We start from the raw sequence: 24,251 nt of genomic DNA on the forward strand, positions 1-24,251 counted from the left end.
CGGCGCCGACCTGGCGCGCGCACCCGATCGCGTGCTCGCACCAGGTCGTCAGCCGTGACGACGGCCGTCTCGGCGTTATCCATACGGCCGTCTCCCGTCCCTACCGAGGATCCCTATAGGGCATCCGAGCCGCGCTCCCCGGTGCGGACCCGGATGACGGTGTCGACCGGCGTCACCCAGACCTTCCCGTCACCGATCTTGCCGGTGCGCGCGGCCTCCACGACGGCGTCGAGGACCTTCTCCACGGCGGTGTCGTCGATCAGCACCTCGATGCGCAGCTTGGGCACGAAGTCCACGGCGTACTCGGCGCCGCGGTAGACCTCGGTGTGGCCCTTCTGCCTGCCGTACCCCTGGACCTCGCTGACGGTCATGCCGAGCACGCCGAGCTGCTCCAGGGACGCCTTCACGTCGTCGAGGGTGAAGGGCTTGATGATCGCGGTGACCAACTTCATGACTTGCTGCTCCCCTCGAGAACCGCAGTGGCGCCGGCGGCGACACTGGGCTTGCTGCCGCCACGGGTGCCGATGCCGCTGCCGAACTCGTACGCCGTCTCGGCGTGCTCGGCCTCGTCGATGCCGGCGACCTCGGCCTCGGTGTCGACGCGGAAGCCGACGGTGATCTTGACCAGGTAGCCCAGCACGAGGCTCAGCACGAACGAGTAGACGAGCACCGCGAGAGCGCCGACGACCTGCCGCCACAGCTGATTCACGCCGCCACCGTAGAAGAGGCCGTCGACGCCCGCCGGAGCGGCCGAGCTGGCGAACAGGCCGATCAGGATGGTGCCGGAGAGGCCGCCGACCAGGTGCACGCCGACCACGTCGAGCGAGTCGTCGAAGCCGAAGCGGTACTTGAGGCTGACCGCCAGGGCGCACAGGGCGCCGGTGATCACGCCGATCGCGATGGCGCCGAGCGGGGTGACCGACGAGCAGGCGGGGGTGATGGCGACCAGGCCCGCGACGATGCCGGACGCGGCGCCCAGCGTGGTGGCGTTGCCGTCGCGGACGCGTTCCACGACCAGCCAGCCGAGCATCGCGGCGCAGGTGGCGACCAGGGTGTTGACGAAGGTGACGCCGGCGGTGCCGTTCGCGGCCACGGCGGAGCCCGCGTTGAAGCCGAACCAGCCGAACCACAGCAGACCGGCGCCCAGGACGACCAGCGGCAGGCTGTGCGGCTTCATCCGGTCCTTCGGCCAACCGACGCGCTTGCCGAGGACGATCGCCAGCGCGAGGCCCGCCGCACCGGCGTTGATGTGGACCGCCGTGCCGCCCGCGAAGTCGATGGCGAGCAGCTTGTTGGCGATCCAGCCGCCCGGGTCGATGACGTTGCCGTCAGCGTCCTTGCCGTCGAAGTCGAACACCCAGTGCGCGACCGGGAAGTACACCAGCAGCGACCACACGGCGGCGAACAGCAGCCACGGCCCGAAGCGGGCCCGGTCCGCGATCGCGCCGGAGATCAGCGCCACCGTGATGATGGCGAACATGGCCTGGAAGGCGACGAAGACGGTGCTCGGGATGGTGCCGAACACCGACTCCTTGCCGAGCAGGCCGTCCAGGCCGAAGAACTCGAACGGCTTGCCGAGCAGACCGGCGCCGACGTCGGTGCCGAACGCCGTGGAATAGCCGACCAACACCCAGAGCACACCGACCACGGCGATTGCGCCCAGGCTCATCATCATCATGTTGAGCACACTCTTCGACCGGACCATGCCCCCGTAGAAGAAGGCAAGTCCCGGCGTCATCAACAGCACCAGTGCGGCACTGGTGAGCACCCAGGCGGTGTCCCCTGTATCCACGTCGACCTCCACTGCACGTCGGTTGCAGGGAGCATCGGTATGGCCTGTTTCGCGCGGTTGCGCCCGACGTTTCGCGCAGGTGAACTGTCCGGGCCCTGGTGTTACGGGCACGTTTCACGCGCTTGAAGCGGGCCGTTCCGCCCGCGATCCGCCCCGGTCGCCCCGGATCACGCGGTGACGGAACGTGCGAGCGCCTCTCGCCTCTGCGGTGGTTCGTGTGATCCTCCGGAGCGGGCCGGCGACGCTCGGTCACCGGCTCGACGGCGTCGTGGCACGCCCGGCGCGGGGTCGGCCCGCCGGGACGGCCGGGGCCGCCCCCACTCGGAGGTGGGAGCGGCCGCCGGCACGTCGACTAGCGGAGCCAGCCCGGGATGCCCGGGGCCGGACCCGTCGGGAGCGGCTTCTCGTCCAGCGACGCGATCGACTCCGGCGCGGGCTCCACCGCCGCGCACCTCGCGCCGGGGCGCGGGGTCTTGAGGTTGATCAGGTAGTCGTCCGTCGTGTCGCGCGTGCAGGCGCTGCGCGGGTAGACGCCGTGGCCCCAGCCCTCGTAGGTGAGCAGGACGGTGGTGTCGCGGCTCTGCCGGTGGGCGTTGGCCGCCCACTCGTACCCGGTGGCGGGGTCGTGCAGCGCGTTCAGCATGAGGATCTTCGGCGCGTCCTCGATCCGGAGGTGGTGCTGCGGGTTGTTCACCCGCTCCGGCAGCCCGACGCAGCCCGCCATCGCGCTGTGCCCGAGCGACGAGCCGCGCATGTGCGGCGCTACCCGCCGCGCCCGGTCGACCAGGGCGGAGAACTCGCCGTAGCTCTTCACCCGGATCGCCCAGTCCTGGCAGAACACCGCCGGGAACGGGTTGTCCGCGGTCTCCGGCGCGAACGCGACCGGCACCGCCTTGCCCGCCCCGAGCTCGACCAGCCACTCCGACAGCGGCTGCCACTGCGGGCCGTAGAACGCGCTGAACGCGTTGCCGATGATCTCGTCGGCGCTCACCGCGCGGTCCGGTTCGAGCGGGTCGACGATCTCGCCTCGGTCGGCGCGGGCCAGCAAGTCGTCCCACACCTGCGCCACGTCCCGGCCGTGCAGCGCGCACGACTCGGTGCGGTCGCACCACGCCACGAACTCGCGGAACGAGTCCTCGGCCGTCGCGGCCTCGGTCTCGTTGAACCGCCACGTGCCGAGGCTGTGGTCCATGTTCGAGTCGATCACCATCGCGCGGATGTTGCGGCCGAACCGCTCGGCGTACTGCTGGCCGATGAGCGTGCCGTACGAGACGCCGTAGTAGTTGATCTTCCGTTCACCGAGCGCCTTGCGCAGCGCGTCGACGTCCCGCACCACGGCGCCGGTGTCGGCGTGGTCGTAGATCGGACCGCTGCGCGCCCGGCAGTCGGCGGCGAGGTCGCGGTTGTACGCGGCCAGCGCGTCGAACCCCTGCCGGTCGGTCGGGTAGGCCGACGGCTGCGCGACCAGCAGGTCGTACGAGCACCGCACCGGCTGGCTGCGGGCGACGCCGCGGGGGTCGAAGCCGATGATGTCGAAGTGCCGCTGGAGCTCGGTGCTGAACCTGCCGTCCGCCCGCAGCGCGGCGTTCACGCCCGAGCCGCCCGGACCGCCGGGGTTGATGATCATGACCCCGATCCGCGCGGCCGGGTCGGTGGCCCTGCGGCGGGCCACCGCGAGGTCGAACTCCCCGCCGCGCGGGTCGGCCCAGTCGATGGGCAGCCGCAGCGTGCCGCACTCCACCTCGGCCAGTTCGGGGCACGGGTGCCAGTCGATGCCCGCCGCGCCTTGGGGTTCCGCTTCGGCCGACGCCACCGACGTCGTCCCCGTGACGAGCGCGAGGGCGGTGACCACACCGCCGAGCGCCCTGGTGATCGGTCGCACAGGTTCCTCCCTAGGTCCTGTCACCCAATCGGGTCTCAGCAGGCTTCCAGGGCGGTCAGACGAGCCACAACCGACTGAAGTCGCACCAACGGTCAGCCCGTGGACTGACGAATTTCCTCCTTCTCAGCGCAAGTCCTGGTAGCGCTGGGTGATCACCCTGAGGCCATCCGGAGTCAGGCGGCCGAACAGCCGCAGGCGTGCCATGCCACCGTCCGGGTGGATGTCGAGCCGCGCGTGGGTGACCTCGGCGTCCTGCTCGACGCGGAAGCGGTGGCGGGTGTCGGGCTGGAGCCGGGTGCGCGGCAGCACGTCGAACTCCTCGCCGGTGCGCGCGTCGCGGCCCCGGACCGACGCCCAGCCCGGCGCGTTGCCCTTGAAGTGGCTGGTGTCCAGCTCGACGAGCCGGACCACGCCGGGCGCGGCCAGCTCGACCTCCACCCAGTCGTTGCCGTCGTCACGCCGGCGCGCGGTCTCCCAGCCCTCCCCCATGACCGTCGCCTGGCCGGGCGCGATGAGGTTGGCCGGGTCGCTGTAGAACATGTTGCTGCACCCGGTGATCGACGCGCCGTTCTCCAGCGCGGCCAGGTCCAGCGCCTCGGCCACGATCAGGTCCGGGTCGGCCACCGGGTCGCCGTGCACCCTCAGCCGCGCCACCCCGCCGTCCGGGTAGATGGTCAGCCGCACGTGCGTGTAGCGGCGGCGCGCGGACACCTCGAAGTGGTGCTTGCGGTCGCCCTCCAGGGGCGACTTGGGCACCAGGGTCTCCCAGCCGGTCAACTCCTCGGGCGCCGGGTAGCCGGTGGCCGCCGTCGCCTCGACCGACGCGAACGGCGGGAAGTTGCCCTTGAAGAACGCGGTGTCGACCACGACGCCCCGGACCACGCCGGGCAGGCCGAGCCGGACGATCGCCCGGTCCTCACCGGCGTCGCGGCGGCGGCGCGTCTCCCACCCGTCGTAGACCTGGCCCTTGAGGCCGAACGTGTACGTCTCGTACCGCGGCTCGGGCTTGCGGATCAGGTTCTCCCGTTCCGCGAACAGCTCGTCGTTGGCCCACACGACGCTGCCGCCCACCGAGCGGCAGGCGAGGTCCGGGAGCCGGGTCCAGTCGGGTGCCGCGGTCATGCGTCTCCTCCGCTCGGGCGCGCGACCCGGTTGCCCAGCAACCGCCCGCGCGGTCGGTCGTCGATCGGCTCGCCGCGCAACCACGTCTGCCGCACGACGCCCGCCAGCGGGAGGCCGTGGTACGGCGTGACGGGGTTGCGGTGGAGCAGCGCGGCGCGGTCCACCACGAACGCGTCGTCCGGGGCGAACACGCAGAAGTCGGCGTCCGCGCCGGGCGCGATGCGGCCCTTGGTGGTCAGGCCGACCAGGTCGGCCGGAGCGGTGGCCATCCACCGGACCACGTCGGTCAGCGCGTGCCCGCGTCGCCTGGCCTGCGTCCACACCGCGGGCAGGCCCAGCTGGAGGCTCGCGATGCCGCCCCACGCGGTCGCGAAGTCGCCGTGCTTCAGCTCTGGCGTGCACGGCGAGTGGTCGGTGACGACGAGGTCCACCACGCCGTCGCGCAACGCCCGCCAGAGCTGCTCGCGGTTCGCCGCGTCGCGGATCGGCGGGCAGCACTTGAACTCCGTCGCCGCGTCCCCGATCTCCTCCGCCACGAACGTCAGGTAGTGCGGGCACGTCTCGGCGGTGAAGCGCAGCCCGAGGTCCTTGGCGACCTTCACCTGCCGCGCGGCCTGCCCGCTGGACACGTGCAGCACGTGCAGCCTGGTCCGGGTCTCGACGGCCAGGTCCACCAGCGCCGAGACGGCGTGCGACTCGGCCCGGTGCGGCCGGGAGTCGAGGAAGCCGCGGTAGTCCGGCCCGGCTTCGGTGATCTCGTGCGGGTCCTCGGCGTGCACGATCGTCAGGGCGTCGCGCGAGCGCAGCCGCAGCAGGGCGGCTCGCAGCTCCTCCTCGCTGACGTGCGGGAACTCGTCCACGCCCGAGTGGACCAGGAAGCACTTGAAGCCGAACACGCCGGCGTCGTGCAGCTCCTCCAGGTCCTCCAGGTTGGTCGGCACGATGCCGCCCCAGAACCCCACGTCGACGTGCGCCCTGCCCCGGGCCGACCCGCGCTTGGCGTCGAGGGCGGCGACGGTCGTCGTCGGCGGCAGGCTGTTCAGCGGCATGTCGATGATCGTGGTGACGCCGCCGGCCGCCGCCGCCCTGGTGGCGGAGTCGAACCCCTCCCAGTCGCTGCGGCCCGGGTCGTTCACGTGGACGTGCGTGTCGACGAGGCCGGGCAGGAGCACCTCGTCGGCGGCCAGCTCCACGACCGTCGCGGCGTCCAGGCGGTCGGCCACCGCGACGATCCGGCCGTCCTCGACGCCGACGTCGGCACGGCGTTCACCGTCCGGGGTGACGACTCGGGCAGCGCGCAGCACCAGGTCCATGTGCTCACCATTCCAGCCGACCGGCGACGATGCGACCACCCGGCCGGAGCGGGTCGGTCGGACACGTCCGGCGCGGCGGAGCGGGGTTGTTGACACGTCCGGGGGCCGCTCGTACCGTCGCCCTTTGCGGAAGCGGGATTCCGCGATACAGAAAACAAGGAGCCTCAGTGCCCGATCTCGAAGGGTTCAACTCCGCACCCGCGGCCGAGCTCCGCCCCCTGCTCACGGAGTGCCTCGCGGCGCCGCGCTGGGTCGACGCGCTGCTGGCCGGCCGCCCCTACGCCGACGTGGACGCGCTGCTCGCCGCGTCGGACCGGTTCGCGGACCTGAGCGACGACGAGGTCGTCACCGCCATCTCCGGGCACCCGCGGATCGGGCAGAAGGCCTCGGGGGGCGGGGTGTCGGCGAAGTGGTCGGCCGACGAGCAGTCCGGCGTCACCGCGTCGCTCGCCGACCGGCTGCTCGCCGCCAACGCCGCCTACGAGGACCGCTTCGGGCACATCTACCTGGTGTGCGCGACCGGGCTGACCGGCGAGGAGGTGCTGGACGACCTCGCGGCCCGGATGGGCAACCCGCCGGACGCGGAGCTGCGCGTGGTGAACCGGGAGCTGGCGAAGATCGCCGCGCTGCGGCTGAGGAAGGTGCTGGCATGACGGTCTCCCTGTCCACCCACGTGCTCGACGCCGAAGCCGGTCGACCGCGCGTCGGCGTGCCGGTCCGGGTGGAGCGCGACGGCGCGGTGCTGGAGCGGGGCGTCACCGACGAGGACGGCCGGCTGCGGTTCGCCCACGTGCTGTCCCCCGGCGTGCACCGGCTCGTGTTCGACGTCGACACGCCGTTCTACCCGGAGATCACCGTCGCCTTCCGGGTCGCCGCACCCGGTGCGGGTCAGCCGGACCACCTGCACGTGCCGATCCTGCTGAGCCCGTTCGCCTTCACGACCTACCGAGGGAGCTGACCGATGGCCATCGTCCTGGGGCCCAACCAGTACGGGAAGGCGGAGAACCGCCTCGTCACGGTGACCCGCGACGGTTCCGCGCACACGATCAGGGACCTCACCGTCAGCACGTCCCTGCGCGGCGACCTCGCGGACACCCACCTCACCGGGGACAACTCGAAGGTCCTCGCGACCGACACGCAGAAGAACACCGTCTACGCCTTCGCCAGGCAGGCGCCGATCGGTCGGATCGAGGACTTCGCGCTGCGCCTGGGACGGCACTTCGTCTCGTCGCAGGAGGCGATCACCGGCGCCCGCGTGCTCGTCGACGAGCACTCGTGGGACCGCATCGAGGGCAACGGCCACTCGTTCGTGCAGGGGACCAACGAGAAGCGCACGACCGCCGTGACCGTCGACGGCGACCGCGCGTGGGTCGTGTCGGGTGTGCGGGACGTGGTGGTGCTCAAGTCGACCGGTTCGGAGTTCCACGGGTTCCCGCGCGACGAGTACACCACCCTCAAGGAGACCGACGACCGGATCCTGGCCACGTCGGTGACGGCGCGGTGGCGGTACCAGGGCTTCGGCGGGGCGGGCGGTCCCATCGCCGCCGAGGTCGACTGGGCGGAGAGCTTCGCGGAGATCCGGCGGCTGCTGCTGACGACGTTCGCGACCAAGCACAGCCTGTCGTTGCAGCAGACCCTGTACGCGATGGGCGAGGCGGTGCTGCGGGCCCGACCCGAGGTGGCCGAGGTGCGGCTGTCGATGCCGAACAAGCACCACTTCGCGGTGGACCTGTCCCCGTTCGGGTTGGAGAACGACAACGAGGTGTTCTACGCCGCCGACCGGCCGTACGGGCTCATCGAGGGCACCGTGCTGCGCGACGACGCCGAGGACGCCGGGTCCGCCTGGTACGCGCTGCCCACGTTCTGACCCGCGGTGACCGTGCTCCGCCCGCTCGGAGCGCGGTCACTCGTCGTGCATCGCCATCCGCTGCAACCGCCAGGTGTGGAACAGGTCGGCCTCCTCGTACCAGTCCACGACCGTCGGGCGGCGGGCGGTGAACATGAACTCCAGCAGGATGTCCCGGTACGTCGTCAGCGGCACGGCCACGCCCGGCGGGAAGTCGGTGTAGGTCTCGTCCACGTACGGCGCGTCCGGCTCGCCCTTGGGCCAGCCGGTGAACTCGTCGTCCACGTAGTTCAGGTAGCCCCACCGGCCCCGGACGGCGAGCACCAGGTTGTGGTCGCTCTCCCCCTCGGGGTCGGGTGGGCGGGCAAAGTGCTCCAGCATCCCGTCGTTGCACTCCGGCCGCGCCAGGGCGGCGATGAGCACGTCCACGTCCGCCGCGCACGCCACCACCTGGTAGCGGAACTCCGCCCGCTCCAGGTCCGGCAGCCCGGTCCACAAGCCGGCCCTCATGGTCATGGTCACACCCTGGCCGGTGTTGCACGGTCCGGCCGTTCGCTGGTTCGAGAATCACCCCATCCAGCGATGCCGTGATCACTCTCTTCTGGCTAGTGCCCGAAGATCGGTCACGGTGAGTCCCGTCGCACGGCGGATTTCGTCCTCGTCCAGGGCACCGCAGTCCAGGGCCCGGAGGAACGAGCCGGACATCGCGCGGGCCGTCGCGGGCTCGTCGAGCACCGATCCACCCGCCTGCTCGACGTACGCCCTGAGCCTGCGCGCGTCCGCCTCCACGCCTTCGAGGTAGAACGCGTGCACGGCCGCGTACCGGGTCACCAGCTGCGCCGGGTGCAGGTCCCAGCCCTGGTAGAAGCCGTGCGCCAACGACCGGCGCACCAGCCGGTAGTGCGTGCGCCAGCCCTCGTGCACGTCGTCGCCCACCGGCAGCACGTTGGTGGAGCCGTCGGACAGCTCGACGCCGGTGCCCGCGGCGGACACCTGCATGACGTTGCGGGCGAAGTCGCACGCGCCGTGCGCGAGGTGCTGGTGCGCCGCGCCCAGGCCGCAGCCCGCCGTGTAGTCGTACGTGCCGAAGTGCAGGCCGGTGACCCGGCCTCGGCCCGCCTCGATGAACCGCGGCAGCGCCAACCTGCCCTCGGGGTCCACGACCGACTGCGTCGTCTCGACCTGGACCTCGAACCGCAGCGGCAGCCCGAACAGGTCCAGCACGTCACCGAGCACCTCGACCTGCGCCACCGACGTGACCTTCGGGAAGGTGATCACGAAGCCCTCGGGCGCCCCGCCCAGCGCGGTGAGGAACACGTCCAGCGTCCGGATGCCGCGCTCGCGCAGCGACCTGGTGTCGAACGACTTCATCCGCAGCCCGAACCGCGGCGGGGCCGTGCCGTCGCGCAGCCAGTCCCGCACCACGAGCGCGGTGCGTTCGGCGTCCGCGTCCTCCTCCGAGTCGGACCGGACGCCGTAGCCGTCCTCGAAGTCGACGCGCAGGTCCTCCACCGGCTCGCTGCCCAGCTTGGCCCGGACCTTGGCGTGCACGGCGTCGGCCACGTCCGGCGGCAGGTCGAGCACGTCGCCCAGGCCGTCCGGCGCGTGCTCGTCCAGTGCCGCAAGCGCTTGCGCACCCCAGTCCGGCACGGTCGAGGGCGTCACGTGGTCGGCGGGCACGTAGCAGGTGTGCACCGGCTGCCTGCCCGCCGGCGCGCGCAGCTCCACATCGGACAGCCGAGCGGTGACCGCCCGCACCGCCTCCGCCGACAACGACGTGCGCGGCACGTCAGCCGATCCGCTCGTAGGCGGGCAAGGTCAGGAAGTCCACGAACTCGTCGGACAGCGCGACCTGCTCGAACAGCTCCACGGCGACGTCGAGGTGCTCTCCCTCCAGCTCCTCCTTCGCGCGGGCGAGCACGCCGCGCACCAGCTCGGCGGTGACCGGCGTGCCGTCGTCGAGCACCACGTCGTTGTGCACCCACTGCCACAGCTGCGAGCGGGAGATCTCGGCGGTGGCGGCGTCCTCCATGAGGTTGTGGATGGCCGCCGCGCCGTTGCCGCCCAGCCACGACAGCAGGTACCGCACGCCGACGTCGACGGCCGACTCCACGCCGGCGCGGGTCGCGCTGCCACCCGCGGACGTGAAGTCCAGCAGCTGCTCGGCCGTGACGGACACCTCCGGCCGCAGCTCGTCGAGCTGGTTGGGCTTGGCGCCGAGCCGGTCGTCGAAGATCTCCCGGCACACCGGCACGAGGTCGGGGTGCGCCACCCACGAGCCGTCGAACCCGTCGCCCGCCTCGCGCCGCTTGTCGTCGCGCACCTTGGCCAGCGCCGCGCGGGTCACCTCGGGATCGCGCCGGTTCGGGATGAACGCCGCCATGCCGCCCATGGCGAACGCGCCGCGCTTGTGGCACGTGCGCACCAGCAGCTCGGTGTAGGCGCGCATGAACGGCGCGGTCATCGTGACGCTGTTGCGGTCCGGCAGCACGAAGTCCGGCCCGGCGTCGCGGAAGTACTTGATGATGCTGAACAGGTAGTCCCAGCGACCCGCGTTCAGACCGGACGCGTGGTCGCGCAGCTCGTAGAGGATCTCCTCCATCTCGAACGCGGCCGGGATGGTCTCGATCAGCACGGTGGCGCGGATCGTGCCGTGCGGCACGCCGAGCCGTTGCTGCGCGGCGGTGAACACGTCGTTCCACAGCCGGGCCTCGAGGTGGCTCTCCATCTTCGGCAGGTAGTAGTACGGCCTGCCCAGCTCGGCGTTGTGGAAGAAGTGCAGGCCGAAGTCGACCAGCGCGCCGACCGCGGGCCTGCCGTCGACCTCGACGTGCCGCTCGGGCAGGTGCCAACCGCGGGGGCGCACCACGATCGTGGGCCGGTCGACGTCGTCGCGCAGGGCGTAGTGCTTGCCCTCCGGCGAGGTGTGCTCGACCGTGCCGCGGGCCGCGTCGTAGAGGTTGACCTGGCCGGAGACGACGTTGCGCCAGTGCGGGGTGTTGGCGTCCTCCAGGTCGGCCAGCCACACCTTCGCGCCGGAGTTCAACGCGTTGACGGTCATCTTGCGCTCGGTGGGACCGGTGATCTCCACCCGCCGGTCGCGCAGCGGCTCGGGCGCCTCGGCCACGCGCCAGTCACCCTCGCGGACGTGCCGGGTCTCCTCCAGGAAGCCGAGCCGGCGGCGTTGCGCGCGCCGCGCGATCAGCTCGTCCCGGGTGGCGGCGAAGTCGCGGTGCAGCGCGGCCACGAACTCCAGCGCGTCCGGCGTGAGGATCTCGTCCCCGCGCTCCACTTCGCCCCCGAGGACGCGAACACCGGACATGGAAGCCCACCTCGATTCCGAGTCGGTTTCTACTTCGCGGACTATAGTTTTCGCAACGCGGAACGGCAACGAAGGAGTGATCCCCCGTGGCAGGAGAGTCCACCGGCGGTGTCCAGTCGCTGCGACGCGCCTTCGACCTGCTGGAACGCCTGGCCGACGCGGGCGGCGAGGCGAGCCTGTCCGAGCTCGCCGCCACCTCCGGCCTGCCGCTGCCGACCATCCACCGGTTGATCCGCACCCTCGTCACGCTGGGGTACGTGCGGCAGAACAGCAACCGCCGGTACACGCTCGGCTCCCGGTTGATCCGCCTCGGGGAGAGCGCGTCGCGGCAGTTCGGCACGTGGGCGCGGCCGTTCCTGGCGGAGCTGGTGGACCAGGTCGAGGAGACGGTGAACCTGGCCGTGCTCGACGGCGACGAGGTGGTGTACGTGGCGCAGGTGCCGTCACGGCACTCGATGCGGATGTTCACCGAGGTGGGTCGCCGGTTGCTGCCGCACGGCACGGGCGTGGGCAAGGCGATGCTGGCGCAGCTCCCGCGCGACGAGGTGCGGGCGCTGCTGGCCCGGACCGGGCTGCCCGCGTACACGCCGAACACGATCACCGACGCGGAGGAGCTGCTGGCGTCGCTGGACCGGATCGCGGCGCAGGGGTACGCGCTGGACGAGAGCGAGCAGGAGCTGGGCGTGCGGTGCATCGCCGTGCCGCTGCGGGGGGCGCCGACGTTGGCCGCGGTGTCGGTGTCCGGACCGGACAGCCGGCTGACCAAGGAGTCGGTCGCGCGCATCCTGCCCCAGGTGCTCGGCATCGCGAAGAGGTTGTCCGACCAGGCGGGACGGGCTTGACGGCCGACGTGCGGTACATTTACATGCACGTACATACATCGTCTCTACCTGGGGGGTCGCCATGACCCGGAAGTACCTGTTCCTGCTCGGCAGCTCGCGGCGTGACGGCAACACCGAGGTGCTGGCCAGGCGTGCGGCCGAGCAGCTGGACGCCGAGCAGCGCTGGGTGTTCCTGGACGACGTGCCGCTGCCGCCGTTCCGCGACATCCGGCACACGGTGGGCGGCTGGCCCGCGCCGGAGGGCAACGAGAAGCTGCTGTACGACGCCACCGTCGAGGCGACCGACCTGGTGATCGCGTCACCGACGTACTGGTACACCGTGTCGGCGGCCACGAAGCTGTACCTGGACTACTGGTCGGGGTGGCTGCGCGTGCCCGGTTTCACCGACGCGATGGCGGGCAAGCGGATGTGGGCGGTGACCGTGCTGGGCGAGGAGCCGGAGCAGGCGGAGCCGCTGCTGGGGATGCTCAAGCGCAGTGCCGCGTACATGCGGATGGAGTGGGGCGGCGAGCTGATCGGCAACGGGAGCCGACCGGGCGACGTCCTGCGCGACACCGCCGCCCTGACGCGGGCCAAGGAATTCTTCCCCGGCTGACCCCTCACCCCCGCGAGAGTCCTACCTCCACAGCGCGAGAGTCCTACCTCCACAGCGCGAGAGTCCTACGTTCACAGCACCTGAGTTCAGCGCTCAGCGCACGTCGGCACCGCACGGCGCGCGGCTGAGCGTTGAACTCACCGGTCGTGGACGTAGGACTCTCGGCGCGTGAACGTAGGACTCTCGCCGGTCAGTTCAGCAGGGCGTCCACGAAGGCGGCCGGTTCGAACGGGGCCAGGTGGTCCGCGCCCTCGCCCAGGCCGACGAGCTTCACCGGGACGCCCAGCTCGCGCTGGACCTGGAACACGATGCCGCCCTTGGCGGTGCCGTCCAGCTTGGTCAGCACGATGCCGGTCACGTCGACCACGTCCGCGAACACCCGCGCCTGGGTCAGGCCGTTCTGGCCGGTGGTGGCGTCGAGCACCAGCAGCACCTCGTCCACCACCGCCTGCTTCTCCACCACCCGCTTGACCTTGCCCAGCTCGTCCATCAGGCCGGTCTTGGTGTGCAGCCGGCCCGCGGTGTCGATCAGCACGGTGTCCACGCCGTCGTTGACGCCCCGCTTCACCGCCTCGAACGCCACCGACGCCGGGTCCGCGCCCTCAGGCCCCCGCACGGTCGACGCGCCGACGCGCGAGCCCCACGTCTCCAGCTGGTCGGCGGCGGCGGCGCGGAAGGTGTCCGCCGCACCCAGCAGCACGGTGCGCCCGTCGGCCACCAGCACCCGGGCCAGCTTGCCGGTCGTCGTGGTCTTGCCGACGCCGTTCACCCCGCACACCAGCACCACGGCCGGCTTCACGCCGGACTCGCCGTTGGTGTGCGGCAACGCGTTCACCGCGCGGCGCATCTCCGGGTGCAGCGCGTCGACCAGCACGTCCCGCAGCAACGCGCGGGCGTCCTCGGACGTGCGCACGCCGCGCGCCACGATCTGCTCCCGCAACGCCGTCACGATCTCGTCCGTGATCGCCGAACCGAGGTCCGCCATCAGCAGCGTGTCCTCGATGTCGGTCCACGAGTCCTCGTCCAGGTCGCCCGCGCCCAACAGGCCCAGCAGGCTCTGGCCGAACGTCGACCGCGACCGCGACAGCCGCCCGCGCAGCCGCTCCAACCGACCGGACGTCGGCTCGATCTCGTCGATCTCGGACGCCTGCTCGGGCAGGTCGACCTCGACGAACCCGCGCTTGACCGAGTCGCGCGGCACCGCCGCGTCGTCACCGACGCCCGGCTGCCCGTCGACCTCGGTGCGGTCGGCCACCGGGTGCCGGACCGGCTCCACGACCTCCTCGACGACGGGGTCGGCAGCGGGTGAGGCGCCGGTCCTCTCCACGGGCTCGGCCGGCCTGGTGGGTTCGACGACCACCGGTGGCGCGGGCTCGTTGAACGTGATGGCGCCACCGGCCTGGTAGCCCTTGGCCGGCTTGTCCTGCTCGGGCTCGGTGAGGCTGATCCGCCGGCGACGCGCCAGCACGACGCCCGTCACGAGGGCGACCGCGAGCAGTACCGCGACGACGACGATGATCCAGATCAGGGACGTGGTGGCCACGGCGCAATCCTCGCACGACACCCGATGTTGACGATCGACGAACCAGGTTGATTTCCGGCAACTTTCCCACGCCCGCTCTTGCGCCTGCGGGCAGTGTGGAATAGACCACAGGGCGTGAGGGTGATCGGGCTCATCTCGGGCACTTCGATGGACGCCATCGACGTGGCCGTGGCCGACCTGTCCCTGGACGGCCCGACCGTCGTGCTGACCCCGGTGGAGCACGCGGAGCACCCGTTCCCGGAGGAGCTGCGCGAGCCGCCGACCAGCGCCGCCGAGCTGTGCGCGCTCGACACGCGGCTGGGGCAGGCGTTCGCGGAGGTCGCCGCCCGGTACCGGGGCGACCTCGTGTCGTCACTCGGCCAGACCGTCCACCACTGGGTCGAGGACGGCCGCTGCCTCGGCACGCTCCAGCTCGGCCAGCCCGCGTGGATAGCCGAAGCCACCGGCCTGCCGGTGGTGGCCGACCTGCGGGTCCGCGACGTCGCCGCGGGCGGTCACGGCGCACCGCTGGCGAGCACGCTGGACGCGCTGTGGCTGGCCGGTTTCGACGGACCGGCCACCGCGCTGAACATCGGCGGCATCGCCAACGTGACCCGGGTGACGTCCGAGGGCGTGGTCGCCTACGACACCGGACCGGGCAACGCGCTCATGGACGCGGCGATGACCGCGCTCTCCGGCGGCCTGCGCACCCGCGACACCGACGGCGGGTTCGCCCGTCGCGGCCGGGTGCGCGCCGACCTGCTCGACCGCCTGCTGGCCGACCCGTACTACGCCCTGCCCGCGCCGAAGTCGACCGGCAAGGAGCACTTCAACCGCGCCTACCTCGACCGCGTCACCGAGGGCCTGACCATGCCGGCGGAAGACCTGCTGGCCACGCTCACCGAGCTCACCGCGCGCACGATCGCCGCCGAGTGCCGGGGCACCGTGATCGGCTCGGGCGGCGGCATGAGCAACCCCGTGCTGGTCGAGTCGCTGGCCCGGCACGTCGACCTGCGCACCAGCGACGAGCTGGGACTGCCCGCAGCGGGCAAGGAGGCCTACCTCGCCGCCCTGCTGGGCTTCCTGACCTGGCACGGGCTGCCCGCCAACGTGCCGTCCGCCACCGGTGCCGCCGGTCCGCGACCGCTGGGGTCGATCACCCCCGGCCGTTGGCCGCTGCGCCTGCCCGAGCCCGCGGTCACCGCCGTGACCGGACTGACGATCAGCCGCCACGCGCGGCCGTCAGGCGAAGAGTGCCAGGAAGATGGAGGAGACCGTGCGCGCACTTGATGTCGGCATCATCGTGCTGTTCCTGGTGGGCATGCCCCTGCTGGGCGTGTGGATCGCCGGGCGCCAGCGCTCCGCCACCGACTACTTCGTCAGCGAGCGCCGCATCCCGTGGTGGGTGGTGTGCGTGTCGGTGGTGTCGGCCGAGACGTCCACGCTCACCGTGCTGAGCGTGCCGACGGTCGCCTACCTGGGCACGATGACGTTCCTGTCGCTGTCGATCGGCTACCTGATCGGCCGGATCGTGGTGTCGTTCGTGCTGCTGCCGAAGTACATCGCGGGCGAGCTGATCACCGCGTACGGGTTCCTCGGCAAGCGGTTCGGGCGCAACGTGCAGAGCACGGCGTCGTTGACGTTCCTCGTCACGCGGCTGCTGGCGGACGGCCTGCGGCTGTTCGCCACCGCCATCCCGATCAAGGTCGTGCTCGTCTCGTACGGCGTGAACGTGTCGTACTGGCTGATCGTGGCGGCGCTGGGCGTCGCGATGGTGGTCTACAGCTTCCTCGGCGGCGTGCGGGCCGTGGTGTGGGTCGACGCGATCCAGATGCTCTGGTACGTCGTCGGCGCGTTCGCGGTGATCCTGGTGCTGAACGGGAAGCTGCCCGACGGGTGGCTCACCGGCGCGGCCGACACGGGCAAGTTCCAGATCCTCGACTTCGCCGCGAGCCCGTTCACCTCCCCCTACGCGATCGTGACCGCGTTCATCGGCGGCGCGGTGCTGTCCATGGCCTCGCACGGCGCGGACCAGCTCATCGTGCAGCGGCTGATGGCCACCAAGGACGTGCGCTCGGCGCAGAAGGCGCTCATCGCCAGCGGTGTGGTGGTGTTCCTGCAGTTCGCGCTGTTCCTGTTCATCGGCGTGATGCTGTGGGCGTTCTACAAGGGTGCGAACCCGGTCAAGGACCTCGGGCTGGGCAACAACGACGAGCTGTTCGCGTACTTCATCGTCACCGACATGCCGCCGGGGCTGTCCGGGTTCGTGATCGCGGGCATCCTGGCGGCGGCGCTGTCGTCCTCGCTGGGCGCGCTGGCCTCCTCGACCGTGACGGACATCGTGCAGCGCGTGGTGCGGCGGCCGATGAGCGAGGCCGAGGTGTTCAAGCAGGGTCGGATCTGGACGGTGGTGTGGGCCGGCCTGCTCATCGTGTGCGCCGGCCTGTTCGCCACGCTGACGCGCCGGGGCAACCCGATCGTCGAGCAGGGCCTGTCGATCGCCGGGTTCACCTACGGCGCGCTGCTCGGCGCGTTCCTGCTCGGCCTGGTGTTCCGCAAGGCGCGGGAGCTCGACGCGATCGTGGCGTTCGTGGTCACCGTCGTGGTGATGGCGTTCGTGATCCTGGGCGTGAAGTTCGTCGGGCCGGAGGCGAACCTGGCGATCGACTTCTCGCCGCCGGTGCCCGCGCAGAAGTTCGTGGCGCTCGCCTACCCCTGGTACACGGTGCTGGGCGTGCTGGTGACGCTGGTCGTGGGCGGGCTGATGTCGTTGCGGCACAAGGGTTACCAGCCGCCGGGACTGCACGACGACGCGGTGTCGGCCAAGGCGGCGTGACGGGAGCGGTCAAGCGGCGTTGGCGCGGTAGGCGACGAGTTCGAGGTGGAGGCGGAAGCCGAGCCGGTCGAAGAGGCGTTGGGACGAGCGGTTGCCGGCCAGTATCGCGGCGGCCACCTGCGGTCGCGCGCCGGAGCGCTCGGCCAGCTTCCAGACCAGCTCGGTGACCAGCGCCGCGCCGACGCCCTGGCCGCGCACGTCCGGTTCCACGGCCACGAAGTCCAGGTAGAACTCCCCCGGCTCGGCCTTGCCCGACGCGTACCCGAGGACCCGGTCGCCGTCCATGGCGACCACCACGGTGTGCTGCCGGCTGCCGTCCACGAGCTTGCGCCCGGACAGGTAGGTCTTGGGGAAGCACCGCTCGTGCAGCACGGCCACCGCCTCGTGCACGGCCGGGTCGGTCGGCAGCTCGCGCATCTCGCGGGCCGGCCCGGTGCGGGGGCAGCTCGCCTCCCGCAGCAGCAGGCCGCGCAGGCCGTCGCCGTCGAGGACGTGGATGCCGCACGCGCGGGCGGCGGCGAAGCGGTGCCGCTCGGCGAACGCGGCCAGCCGCCGGTGCCCGGTGTGCCCGAGCAGCTCCCGGTCGGTGATGCCGTCGAGCAGCGGCGCGGCGCGGGCGTACAGGGCGTCGGCGGTCTGGTCCCAGATCCGGCTGCCCGCCGGGTGGTTGACCGGTACGTCGACGAAGGGGCCGTGCAGGTAGGCGCGACCGGTTTCGGCGTCGACCTCGACGCTGAGCGCGCCGCAGACCCAGCCGGAGTCGTCGGTGGCGACGACCGTGCACGAGGCCCAGTCGGGCTCGAACTCGGCCAGCTCCGCGGAGATGTCGCCGAGCGTCTCGCCTAGGTAGCCGATGTGGTGCGCTTCGTCGGCCTGCAACCGCAGGACCAGCGCGAGGACGGCGTCCAGGTCGTCCTGGGCGGCGGGACGGATGTCGTACATGTCGGGAATGGTCACCCGCGGGGTCGGCCGAATGCGAGGGAGTTTTCGACGCCGGTCGGGAGCGCGCTCGCCGGGACGGCCCGTGACGAGCCGCTGGTCGGCGGCCCCCGCCGCCGGCTCCGCTCTGGGCGAACGGCCGAGCCGGGTTCGACGGCCCGCCGAACCGCACCGGATGGCGCTGGCACGGCGCTCCCCCGGGCTCCTAGCGTCGGGGTCATGACGGACGACGTCCTCGACATCCCCTTCGCCGACGCCTTCGCCTTCGACCCCTCGCCCACGTGGGCACGCCTGCGGGACGAGGAGCCGGTGGCCCGGGTCCGCACCCTCGCCGGCTCCCACGTGTGGCTGGTCACCCGCTACGACGACGTGAAGCTGGTGCTGGCCGACCCCCGGTTCTCCCGGGCGGGCGTGGTGGCGGCGGGCGCACCCCGCGTGGGCGTGTCCCGGCCGCTGCCCGGGACGCTGCCGACGACCGACCCGCCCGAGCACACCCGGCTGCGCAAGCTGGTGTCCGGCGCGTTCTCGCACCGGCGGATGGAGCAGACCCGGCAGTGGGTGCGGGAGCTGTGCGAGGGGCTGGCGGACGGCCTGGTGGACGGCGCCGACCTGCGGCAGGTGTACGCGCTGCCGCTGCCGATCCAGGTCATCTGCACGCTGCTGGGCGTGCCGTACGACGACCGGGAGCGGTTCCGCGAGTGGGTCGAGCTCGCGTACAGCCTGGAGATGTCCGAGCAGCCGCGGGTCGAGGCGGCGATGGCGAGCCTGCTGGAGTACATGGGCGGGCTGGTCGCGGCGAAGCGCCGGGCCCCGCGGTCGGAGGACCTGCTGGACGAGCTGTGCGCGACGGCGCTGACGCACGACGAGCTGGTCGCGTTCGCGCTGAACCTGCTGGTCGCGGGGCACGAGACGTCGGCGAACCAGATCACCAGCTTCGTCGCCACCCTGCTGCGCGAGCGGTCGGCGTGGGAACGGCTGGTCGACGACCCTGCGCTGGTGCCGACCGCGGTCGAGGAGCTGATGAGGTACACCCGGCTCAGCGAGGTCGGCCAGCTGCGGGTGGCGCTGGAGGACGTGGAGGTCGCGGGCGTCGTGATCCGGGCGGGCGAGGGCGTGATGGCGTCCATCGGCTCGGCCAACCGCGACCCGCGCGCGTTCCCGGCGCCGGACGCCCTGGACCTCGCGCGGACCCCCAACCAGCACCTGGCGCTCGGCAGCGGCCCTCACTTCTGCCTCGGTGCGCAGCTCGCGCGCGTCGAGCTCCAGGAGGCGCTGCGGGTGCTGCTGCGCCGGTTCCCGCAGCTCCGGGCGGCCCGACCGGTCGAGGAGCTGGCGTGGCGCAGGGTCCTGGTGAGCGGTCTGGCCGAGTTGCCGGTGCGCCTCTTATGACCGACATCTATTGCCGGAGGTTTCTCATTGGGGAACCCTGGAAGGGTGAGCGAGGAAACGATCCAACTCGAACTCAACGACAGCGGGGTGGCGGTAGACCTGCCGATGCCTGCCAACCAGCGGGACCAGGTGCAGGAGGTCCCCTACCGGCCGGTCGAGTTCCGTGATGATGATCTACCCAATGCGTTGGAACGAGCAGCGCTGTGGCTGCGGCAGACGCAGGAGTGGCTAGGCGAGGCAGTCGACGTGATCGCGGTCCACCTGGACTACGACGACACCAAGGGTTCTCCGTACTACGCCCTCAAGCTGCTGTGCAACGAGGAGGACCTGGCAGGCGTCCCCCGCGTGGTGCGCGAGCACGATCGCACTACTGACGAGTAACGTACGCTGGGCGGTATGCCAGATCGCGTGTACCCGCCGGTGATCGCCGCGGCCAAACTGATGTTCCGCGTGCTCGACATGCGGATCACCGTGGAGGGCGCGGAGCACGTGCCGACCACCGGCGGGGCCGTCCTGGCCTCGAACCACGTCTCCTACCTCGACTTCATCTTCGCCGGCTACGGCGCGCACCCGGCGCGCAGGCTGGTCCGGTTCATGGCCAAGCACGAGGTGTTCGAACACCGCGTGTCGGGCCCGCTGATGCGTGGGATGCACCACATCCCGGTGGACCGGGCCGCCGGCCAGGCGTCCTACCAGCAGGCGCTGGACGCCCTCCGGTCCGGCGAGGTCGTCGGGATCTTCCCGGAGGCCACGATCAGCCGGTCGTTCACCGTCAAGGACGTCAAGAGCGGCGCGGTGCGGATGGCGGACGAGGCGGGCGTGCCACTGCTGCCCACGGCTGTGTGGGGCACCCAGCGGCTGTGGACCAAGGGCAGGCCGAAGTCGCTGACCCAGCGGCACGTCCCCATCACGATCATCGTCGGCGAACCGATGCAGCCGACGACCGACGCCGCCCTGCGCGAGCGGATGCAGGAGCTGCTGGACGACGCCCAGGCCCGGTACCCGGAGTCCGGCGAGGGCCAGTGGTGGCAGCCGGCGCACCTCGGCGGCACCGCGCCCACCCCCGAAGAGGCCAAGCGGCTCGACGACCGCTGACCTCCCGACCCACCTCGACGGCACCGCCGGGCGCAGCGCTCTGCGGTGCCGGTGTCGTGGGTGGACGGCCCGGAAACGCCCTGGGGAAAGCCGCGGAAACAGCGGCGACGCGCACAGGGGCTTGACAAGGGGCTGACAATAGAAAATCGGCGTGCTCTCCACAGCCTAATGGAGAACCCGCCTGACTATTGCCAGTTTAGGCGCGGTGAGGGGCTCGTGTCAACACAGGGGTACGACGAGGAATTGCGGTCCGAACAGGACTACGTGGCCGGGCTCTACCGCCGGCTCGAAGCCGAGCGCACGCGGGTGAAGGGCGCCTACGAGGCGGCCTTGCGCGGAACCGGCGGCACGCCGATGGAACGGGACGACGAGGTGCGCGCGCTGGCCAAGGAGGCGAAGCGGCTGACCGTGGCGGACAACGGGTTGTGCTTCGGTCGGTTGGACGCCCTTTCGGGTGAGCATTCGTACATCGGTCGGATCGGGCTTTTCGACGAGGACGACGATTACGAACCGGTGCTGCTGGACTGGCGCGCGCCGGCGTCGCGCCCGTTCTACGTCGCCACCGGCGCGAACCCGGAGAACATGCGCCGACGCCGCCAGTTCCACACCCGCGGGCACGCGGTAATCGATTTCAGCGACGAGGTGCTCGGCCGGCCCGAGGGCGCCGAGCGGGGGGACGCGGCGCTGCTCGCGGCGGTCAACGCGCCGCGCGGCGAGGGGATGAGCGACATCGTCGCGACGATCCAGGCCGAGCAGGACGAGATCATCCGGCTCGACCACCCCGGCGTGGTGGTGATCGAGGGCGGTCCGGGCACCGGGAAGACCGTGGTCGCGCTGCACCGCGTCGCGTACCTGCTCTACACCCAGCGGGAGCGGATGGAGCGGCACGGCGTGCTCGTGGTCGGGCCCAACCCGTCGTTCCTCAACCACATCAGCCGCGTGCTGCCGTCGCTGGGCGAGTCCGACGTGGTGTTCGTGACACCGGGCGACTACGTGCCGGGGCTGCACGTCACCGCGGAGGACTCGCCGGAGGCCGCGCGGGCCAAGGGGTCGCTGAAGATCCTGGACGTGCTCACCGCGGCGGTCGCCGACCGGCAGCGGCTGCCGGAGGCCCCGATCCCGGTCAAGCTGGGCGGCGTCACGACGCAGATCACCGCCGACGTGGCGCAGTGGGCCAGGGACGAGGCGCGGGCGAGCGGCTCGCCGCACAACGAGGCCCGCGAGACGTTCAAGGAGATCGTCACCTACGTGCTCACCGAGCGGGCGATCGGCCGGATCGGCAAGGGCGTGCTGTCCCGGTCGAACCGCGAGGCGTGGGAGCGGATGCGGGCCGACCTGCTCCGGGAGCTGTCCGAGAGCGACGCGTTCGCCGCCGCGCTGGACGAGCTGTGGCCGGTGCTGACGCCGCAATCGCTGCTGGCGGGGCTGTACACGTCCCCCGAGCGGCTGCGCGCGGCGGGCGCGAACCCCGCGCTCCTGCGTGCCGACGGCGACGCCTGGACGGTGTCCGACGTGCCGCTGCTGGACGAGCTGGTCGACCTGCTGGGCCGCGACGAGGCCGCCGAGCAGGCCGCGCGGGCCGCCGCCGCGCGGGCGCAGAAGGCCGAGTCCGAGTACGCCAAGGACGTGCTGGAGAGCCTCGTCGGCCGGCAGGACTCGATGGACGACGAGGACCACCTGTTCGCCACGGACCTGCTCTACGCCGAGGACCTGGCCGACCGCTTCGTCGAGCACGACACCCGCGAGCTGGTCGAACGCGCGTCCGCGGACCGGGACTGGACCTACCGGCACGTCGTGGTCGACGAGGCGCAGGAGCTGTCCGAGATGGACTGGCGGGTGCTGATGCGGCGCTGTCCGGGCCGGTCGTTCACGGTGGTGGGCGACCTCGCCCAGCGCCGGTCGGAGGCCGGTGCGACGTCGTGGGGCGCGATGCTGGAGCGGTACGTGCCGGGCCGCTGGGCCTACCGGGCGCTGACGGTGAACTACCGCACCCCGGCGGAGATCATGACCGTCGCCGCCGCGCTGCTCGCGGAGTTCGCGCCGCACGTCGAGCCGCCGGAGTCGGTGCGCGCGTGCGGCGTGCAGCCGTGGTCGAGGCTGGTGACCGAGGAGGAGCTGCCCGCGGCCGTCGAGGAGTTCGTGCGGGACGAGGCCGGCCGCGAGGGCACCAGCGTGGTGATCGGGCCGCCCGGCGTGCCGGGCGCGGTGGCGCCGTCGGAGACGAAGGGCCTGGAGTTCGACGCCGTGCTGGTCGTGGACCCGGAGCGGATCCTGGCCGACGGTCCGCGCGGGGCGGCCGAGCTCTACGTCGCCCTCACCCGCGCCACCCAGCGCCTCGGCGTCCTGCACCAGGGCCCGCTGCCGGAGGCGTTGACCGGGCTCGTCGAGGTCGGCACGCCCGTCCGGGCAGGTCGGTAGCGCTCCGGCCACGACCGGCGTGCGTCCCGCGGGGGCCGCGCCGGTCGTCGGCCGGGCCCGCTAGGCGGTCGGTTCGGCCTCGGCGGCGGCTTCCGGCGCGGCGGCCTCCGGCGCGACCTCGGGCACGGCTTCGGGCACGGCTTCGGGGACGGCTTCGGGGACCGCCTCGACGACGGCCTCGGGCGCGGCGGCCACGGCGGCGGCAGCGGCCCTGGCCCTCTTCGGCTTGTCCTCGCCGCGCAGGCGCTGGGAGATCACCTGGCTGATGCCGTCACCGCGCATCGACACGCCGTACAGCGCGTCAGCGATCTCCATGGTCGGCTTCTGGTGGGTGATGATCAGCAGCTGCGACCGCTCGCGCAGCTGCTCGAACAGCCCGATCAGCCGGTGCAGGTTGGTGTCGTCCAGCGCCGCCTCGACCTCGTCCATCACGTAGAACGGCGACGGTCGGGCGCGGAAGATCGCCACCAGCATGGCCACCGCGGCCAGCGACTTCTCGCCACCGGACAGCAGCGACAGCCGCTTGACCTTCTTGCCCGGCGGACGGGCCTCCAGCTCGATGCCCGTGGTCAGCATGTCGTCCGGCTCGGTCAGCACCAGCCGACCGTCGCCGCCGGGGAACAGCACCTTGAACACGACCTCGAACTCGCGCGCGACGTCCTCGTAGGCCGACGTGAAGACCTCCAGGATCTTGTCGTCGACCTCCTTCACCACGGTCAGCAGGTCGCGCCGGGTCGCCTTGATGTCCTCCAGCTGGTTGGACAGGAACTTGTACCGCTCCTCCAGCGCCGCGAACTCCTCCAGCGCCAGCGGGTTGACCTTGCCCAGCAGCGACAGGTCCCGCTCGGCCCGCTTGGCCCGCCGCGCCTGCGTGTCCCGGTCGTAGGGCATCGGCTGCGGCGCGGTCACCATCTCGCCGCGCTCCTTGGCCGCCTCGTACTCCGCGACCTCCTGCGGCGACGGCGGGATGAACACGTCCGGGCCGTACTCCGCGACCAGGTCCTCCAGGCCGATGCCGAACTCCTCGGAGACCTTGGTCTCCAGCTGCTCGATGCGCATCCGCTGCTCGGCCCGCAGCACCTCGTCGCGGTGGACGGCGTCGGTCAGCTTCTCCAGCTCGACGGACATCTCGCGCACCAGGCTGCGCACCTGCCCCAGGTACGTCTCGCGCTGCGCCTTGCGCTCCTGCGCGGCGTCGCGCTCGCGGGCCGCGCGGGCCAACGACGCGGCGATGCGCTCCAGCGCGACCTCGCCACCGCGGACCACGGCCTTGGCCACGACGGCGCCCCGGGCCCGTGCGGCGTGGGCGCGCTGGGCTCGTTCGCGCGCCTCGCGCTC

At 71.9% G+C, this 24,251-nt stretch carries 22 protein-coding genes; 11 read left to right on the top strand and 11 right to left on the bottom strand.

Translation table 11 applies throughout. The features are described from left to right. Nucleotides 1–113: 113 nt before the first annotated feature. The 5 genes from AB0G02_RS09050 to allB form a co-directional block, all read right to left on the bottom strand. Nucleotides 114–452 (bottom strand): P-II family nitrogen regulator, encoded by a 339-nt coding sequence (locus tag AB0G02_RS09050; protein WP_073896567.1) that lies wholly within the window; start codon nucleotides 450–452, stop codon nucleotides 114–116. Continuing rightward, on the bottom strand, nucleotides 449–1,792 hold the full coding sequence (locus AB0G02_RS09055) for an ammonium transporter (RefSeq protein WP_360791676.1): 1,344 nt from the start codon (nucleotides 1,790–1,792) through the stop codon (nucleotides 449–451). Before AB0G02_RS09055 ends, AB0G02_RS09050 begins: the two co-directional genes overlap by 4 nt. A 352-nt stretch (nucleotides 1,793–2,144) precedes the next feature. Continuing rightward, complete coding sequence (locus AB0G02_RS09060) at nucleotides 2,145–3,674, bottom strand: alpha/beta hydrolase (protein ID WP_360791619.1); 1,530 nt, start codon at nucleotides 3,672–3,674, stop codon at nucleotides 2,145–2,147. 123 nt (nucleotides 3,675–3,797) lie between these two features. Further along, on the bottom strand, nucleotides 3,798–4,796 hold the full coding sequence (gene alc, locus AB0G02_RS09065) for an allantoicase (protein ID WP_360791622.1): 999 nt from the start codon (nucleotides 4,794–4,796) through the stop codon (nucleotides 3,798–3,800). After that, entirely contained in the window at nucleotides 4,793–6,109 is a 1,317-nt protein-coding gene (allB, locus tag AB0G02_RS09070; RefSeq protein ID WP_360791625.1) for an allantoinase AllB, read from the bottom strand. Before allB ends, alc begins: the two co-directional genes overlap by 4 nt. 167 nt (nucleotides 6,110–6,276) lie before the next feature. Here allB and uraD point away from each other — a divergent pair, with 167 nt between their 5' ends. Genes uraD through pucL form a run of 3 tightly spaced genes read left to right on the top strand, consistent with a single transcriptional unit; the run spans nucleotide 6,277 to nucleotide 7,976 of the window. Then, nucleotides 6,277–6,762 carry a 2-oxo-4-hydroxy-4-carboxy-5-ureidoimidazoline decarboxylase gene (gene uraD, locus AB0G02_RS09075; protein WP_360791628.1) on the top strand — a complete coding sequence of 162 codons (486 nt, stop codon included), beginning with the start codon at nucleotides 6,277–6,279 and terminating at the stop codon, nucleotides 6,760–6,762. Continuing rightward, nucleotides 6,759–7,067, top strand: a complete 309-nt coding sequence (locus AB0G02_RS09080) for a hydroxyisourate hydrolase (RefSeq protein WP_360791631.1) — start codon at nucleotides 6,759–6,761, stop codon at nucleotides 7,065–7,067. Before uraD ends, AB0G02_RS09080 begins: the two co-directional genes overlap by 4 nt. A gap of 3 nt (nucleotides 7,068–7,070) precedes the next feature. Continuing rightward, complete coding sequence (gene pucL / locus AB0G02_RS09085) at nucleotides 7,071–7,976, top strand: factor-independent urate hydroxylase (RefSeq protein ID WP_360791634.1); 906 nt, start codon at nucleotides 7,071–7,073, stop codon at nucleotides 7,974–7,976. Between the two features lie 36 nt (nucleotides 7,977–8,012). Here pucL and AB0G02_RS09090 read toward each other — a convergent pair whose 3' ends face one another. The 3 genes from AB0G02_RS09090 to aceB all read right to left on the bottom strand — a co-directional run bounded on the left by AB0G02_RS09090 (nucleotide 8,013) and on the right by aceB (nucleotide 11,277). Next, the gene (locus AB0G02_RS09090) at nucleotides 8,013–8,471 is read right to left on the bottom strand and encodes an Imm1 family immunity protein (RefSeq protein WP_360791636.1); all 459 of its coding nucleotides are present in this window, start codon (nucleotides 8,469–8,471) and stop codon (nucleotides 8,013–8,015) included. Nucleotides 8,472–8,546: 75 nt separating this feature from the next. Further along, nucleotides 8,547–9,743: an aldolase gene (locus AB0G02_RS09095; protein ID WP_360791639.1), complete on the bottom strand. Its 1,197-nt coding sequence runs from the start codon at nucleotides 9,741–9,743 to the stop codon at nucleotides 8,547–8,549. 1 nt (nucleotide 9,744) lies between these two features. After that, nucleotides 9,745–11,277, bottom strand: coding sequence for a malate synthase A (aceB, locus tag AB0G02_RS09100; RefSeq protein ID WP_360791641.1), 1,533 nt, complete (start codon nucleotides 11,275–11,277; stop codon nucleotides 9,745–9,747). 86 nt (nucleotides 11,278–11,363) lie between these two features. Between aceB and AB0G02_RS09105 the strand changes: the two genes are divergently transcribed. Continuing rightward, nucleotides 11,364–12,119: an IclR family transcriptional regulator gene (locus AB0G02_RS09105; protein ID WP_360791644.1), complete on the top strand. Its 756-nt coding sequence runs from the start codon at nucleotides 11,364–11,366 to the stop codon at nucleotides 12,117–12,119. Between the two features lie 61 nt (nucleotides 12,120–12,180). After that, nucleotides 12,181–12,714 carry an NAD(P)H-dependent oxidoreductase gene (locus tag AB0G02_RS09110; RefSeq protein ID WP_360791647.1) on the top strand — a complete coding sequence of 178 codons (534 nt, stop codon included), beginning with the start codon at nucleotides 12,181–12,183 and terminating at the stop codon, nucleotides 12,712–12,714. 190 nt (nucleotides 12,715–12,904) lie between these two features. On the opposite strand, the gene ftsY is transcribed toward AB0G02_RS09110, so the two are convergent. After that, a complete protein-coding gene (ftsY, locus tag AB0G02_RS09115; protein WP_360791650.1) occupies nucleotides 12,905–14,257 on the bottom strand; it encodes a signal recognition particle-docking protein FtsY in 1,353 nt (450 codons plus the stop codon). A 114-nt stretch (nucleotides 14,258–14,371) separates the two neighbouring features. Here ftsY and AB0G02_RS09120 point away from each other — a divergent pair, with 114 nt between their 5' ends. Both AB0G02_RS09120 and AB0G02_RS09125 read left to right on the top strand, forming a co-directional pair. Then, entirely contained in the window at nucleotides 14,372–15,526 is a 1,155-nt protein-coding gene (locus AB0G02_RS09120) for an anhydro-N-acetylmuramic acid kinase (RefSeq protein ID WP_360791653.1), read from the top strand. Further along, entirely contained in the window at nucleotides 15,513–17,072 is a 1,560-nt protein-coding gene (locus AB0G02_RS09125; protein ID WP_360791656.1) for a sodium:solute symporter, read from the top strand. The genes AB0G02_RS09120 and AB0G02_RS09125 overlap by 14 nt, the downstream gene beginning before the upstream one ends. A gap of 9 nt (nucleotides 17,073–17,081) precedes the next feature. Here the strand turns inward: AB0G02_RS09125 and AB0G02_RS09130 are convergent, their stop codons facing one another. After that, the gene (locus AB0G02_RS09130; protein WP_360791659.1) at nucleotides 17,082–18,014 is read right to left on the bottom strand and encodes a GNAT family N-acetyltransferase; all 933 of its coding nucleotides are present in this window, start codon (nucleotides 18,012–18,014) and stop codon (nucleotides 17,082–17,084) included. A 216-nt stretch (nucleotides 18,015–18,230) separates the two neighbouring features. Between AB0G02_RS09130 and AB0G02_RS09135 the strand changes: the two genes are divergently transcribed. The 4 genes from AB0G02_RS09135 (at nucleotide 18,231) to helR (ending at nucleotide 22,913) form a co-directional block, all read left to right on the top strand. Beyond that, on the top strand, nucleotides 18,231–19,400 hold the full coding sequence (locus tag AB0G02_RS09135) for a cytochrome P450 (RefSeq protein ID WP_360791662.1): 1,170 nt from the start codon (nucleotides 18,231–18,233) through the stop codon (nucleotides 19,398–19,400). A 45-nt stretch (nucleotides 19,401–19,445) separates the two neighbouring features. Next, nucleotides 19,446–19,781 (top strand): hypothetical protein, encoded by a 336-nt coding sequence (locus AB0G02_RS09140; protein ID WP_360791665.1) that lies wholly within the window; start codon nucleotides 19,446–19,448, stop codon nucleotides 19,779–19,781. A 15-nt stretch (nucleotides 19,782–19,796) separates the two neighbouring features. Further along, nucleotides 19,797–20,495: a lysophospholipid acyltransferase family protein gene (locus AB0G02_RS09145; RefSeq protein WP_360791668.1), complete on the top strand. Its 699-nt coding sequence runs from the start codon at nucleotides 19,797–19,799 to the stop codon at nucleotides 20,493–20,495. A gap of 216 nt (nucleotides 20,496–20,711) precedes the next feature. Next, nucleotides 20,712–22,913 (top strand): RNA polymerase recycling motor ATPase HelR, encoded by a 2,202-nt coding sequence (gene helR / locus AB0G02_RS09150; RefSeq protein ID WP_360791671.1) that lies wholly within the window; start codon nucleotides 20,712–20,714, stop codon nucleotides 22,911–22,913. Between the two features lie 60 nt (nucleotides 22,914–22,973). Here the strand turns inward: helR and AB0G02_RS09155 are convergent. Continuing rightward, a partial coding sequence (locus AB0G02_RS09155) for an AAA family ATPase (RefSeq protein WP_360791673.1) occupies nucleotides 22,974–24,251 on the bottom strand: 1,278 nt, incomplete at its 5' end.

It is taken from the genome of Actinosynnema sp. NPDC023658 (assembly GCF_040639995.1).
Lineage (GTDB): Bacteria > Actinomycetota > Actinomycetes > Mycobacteriales > Pseudonocardiaceae > Actinosynnema.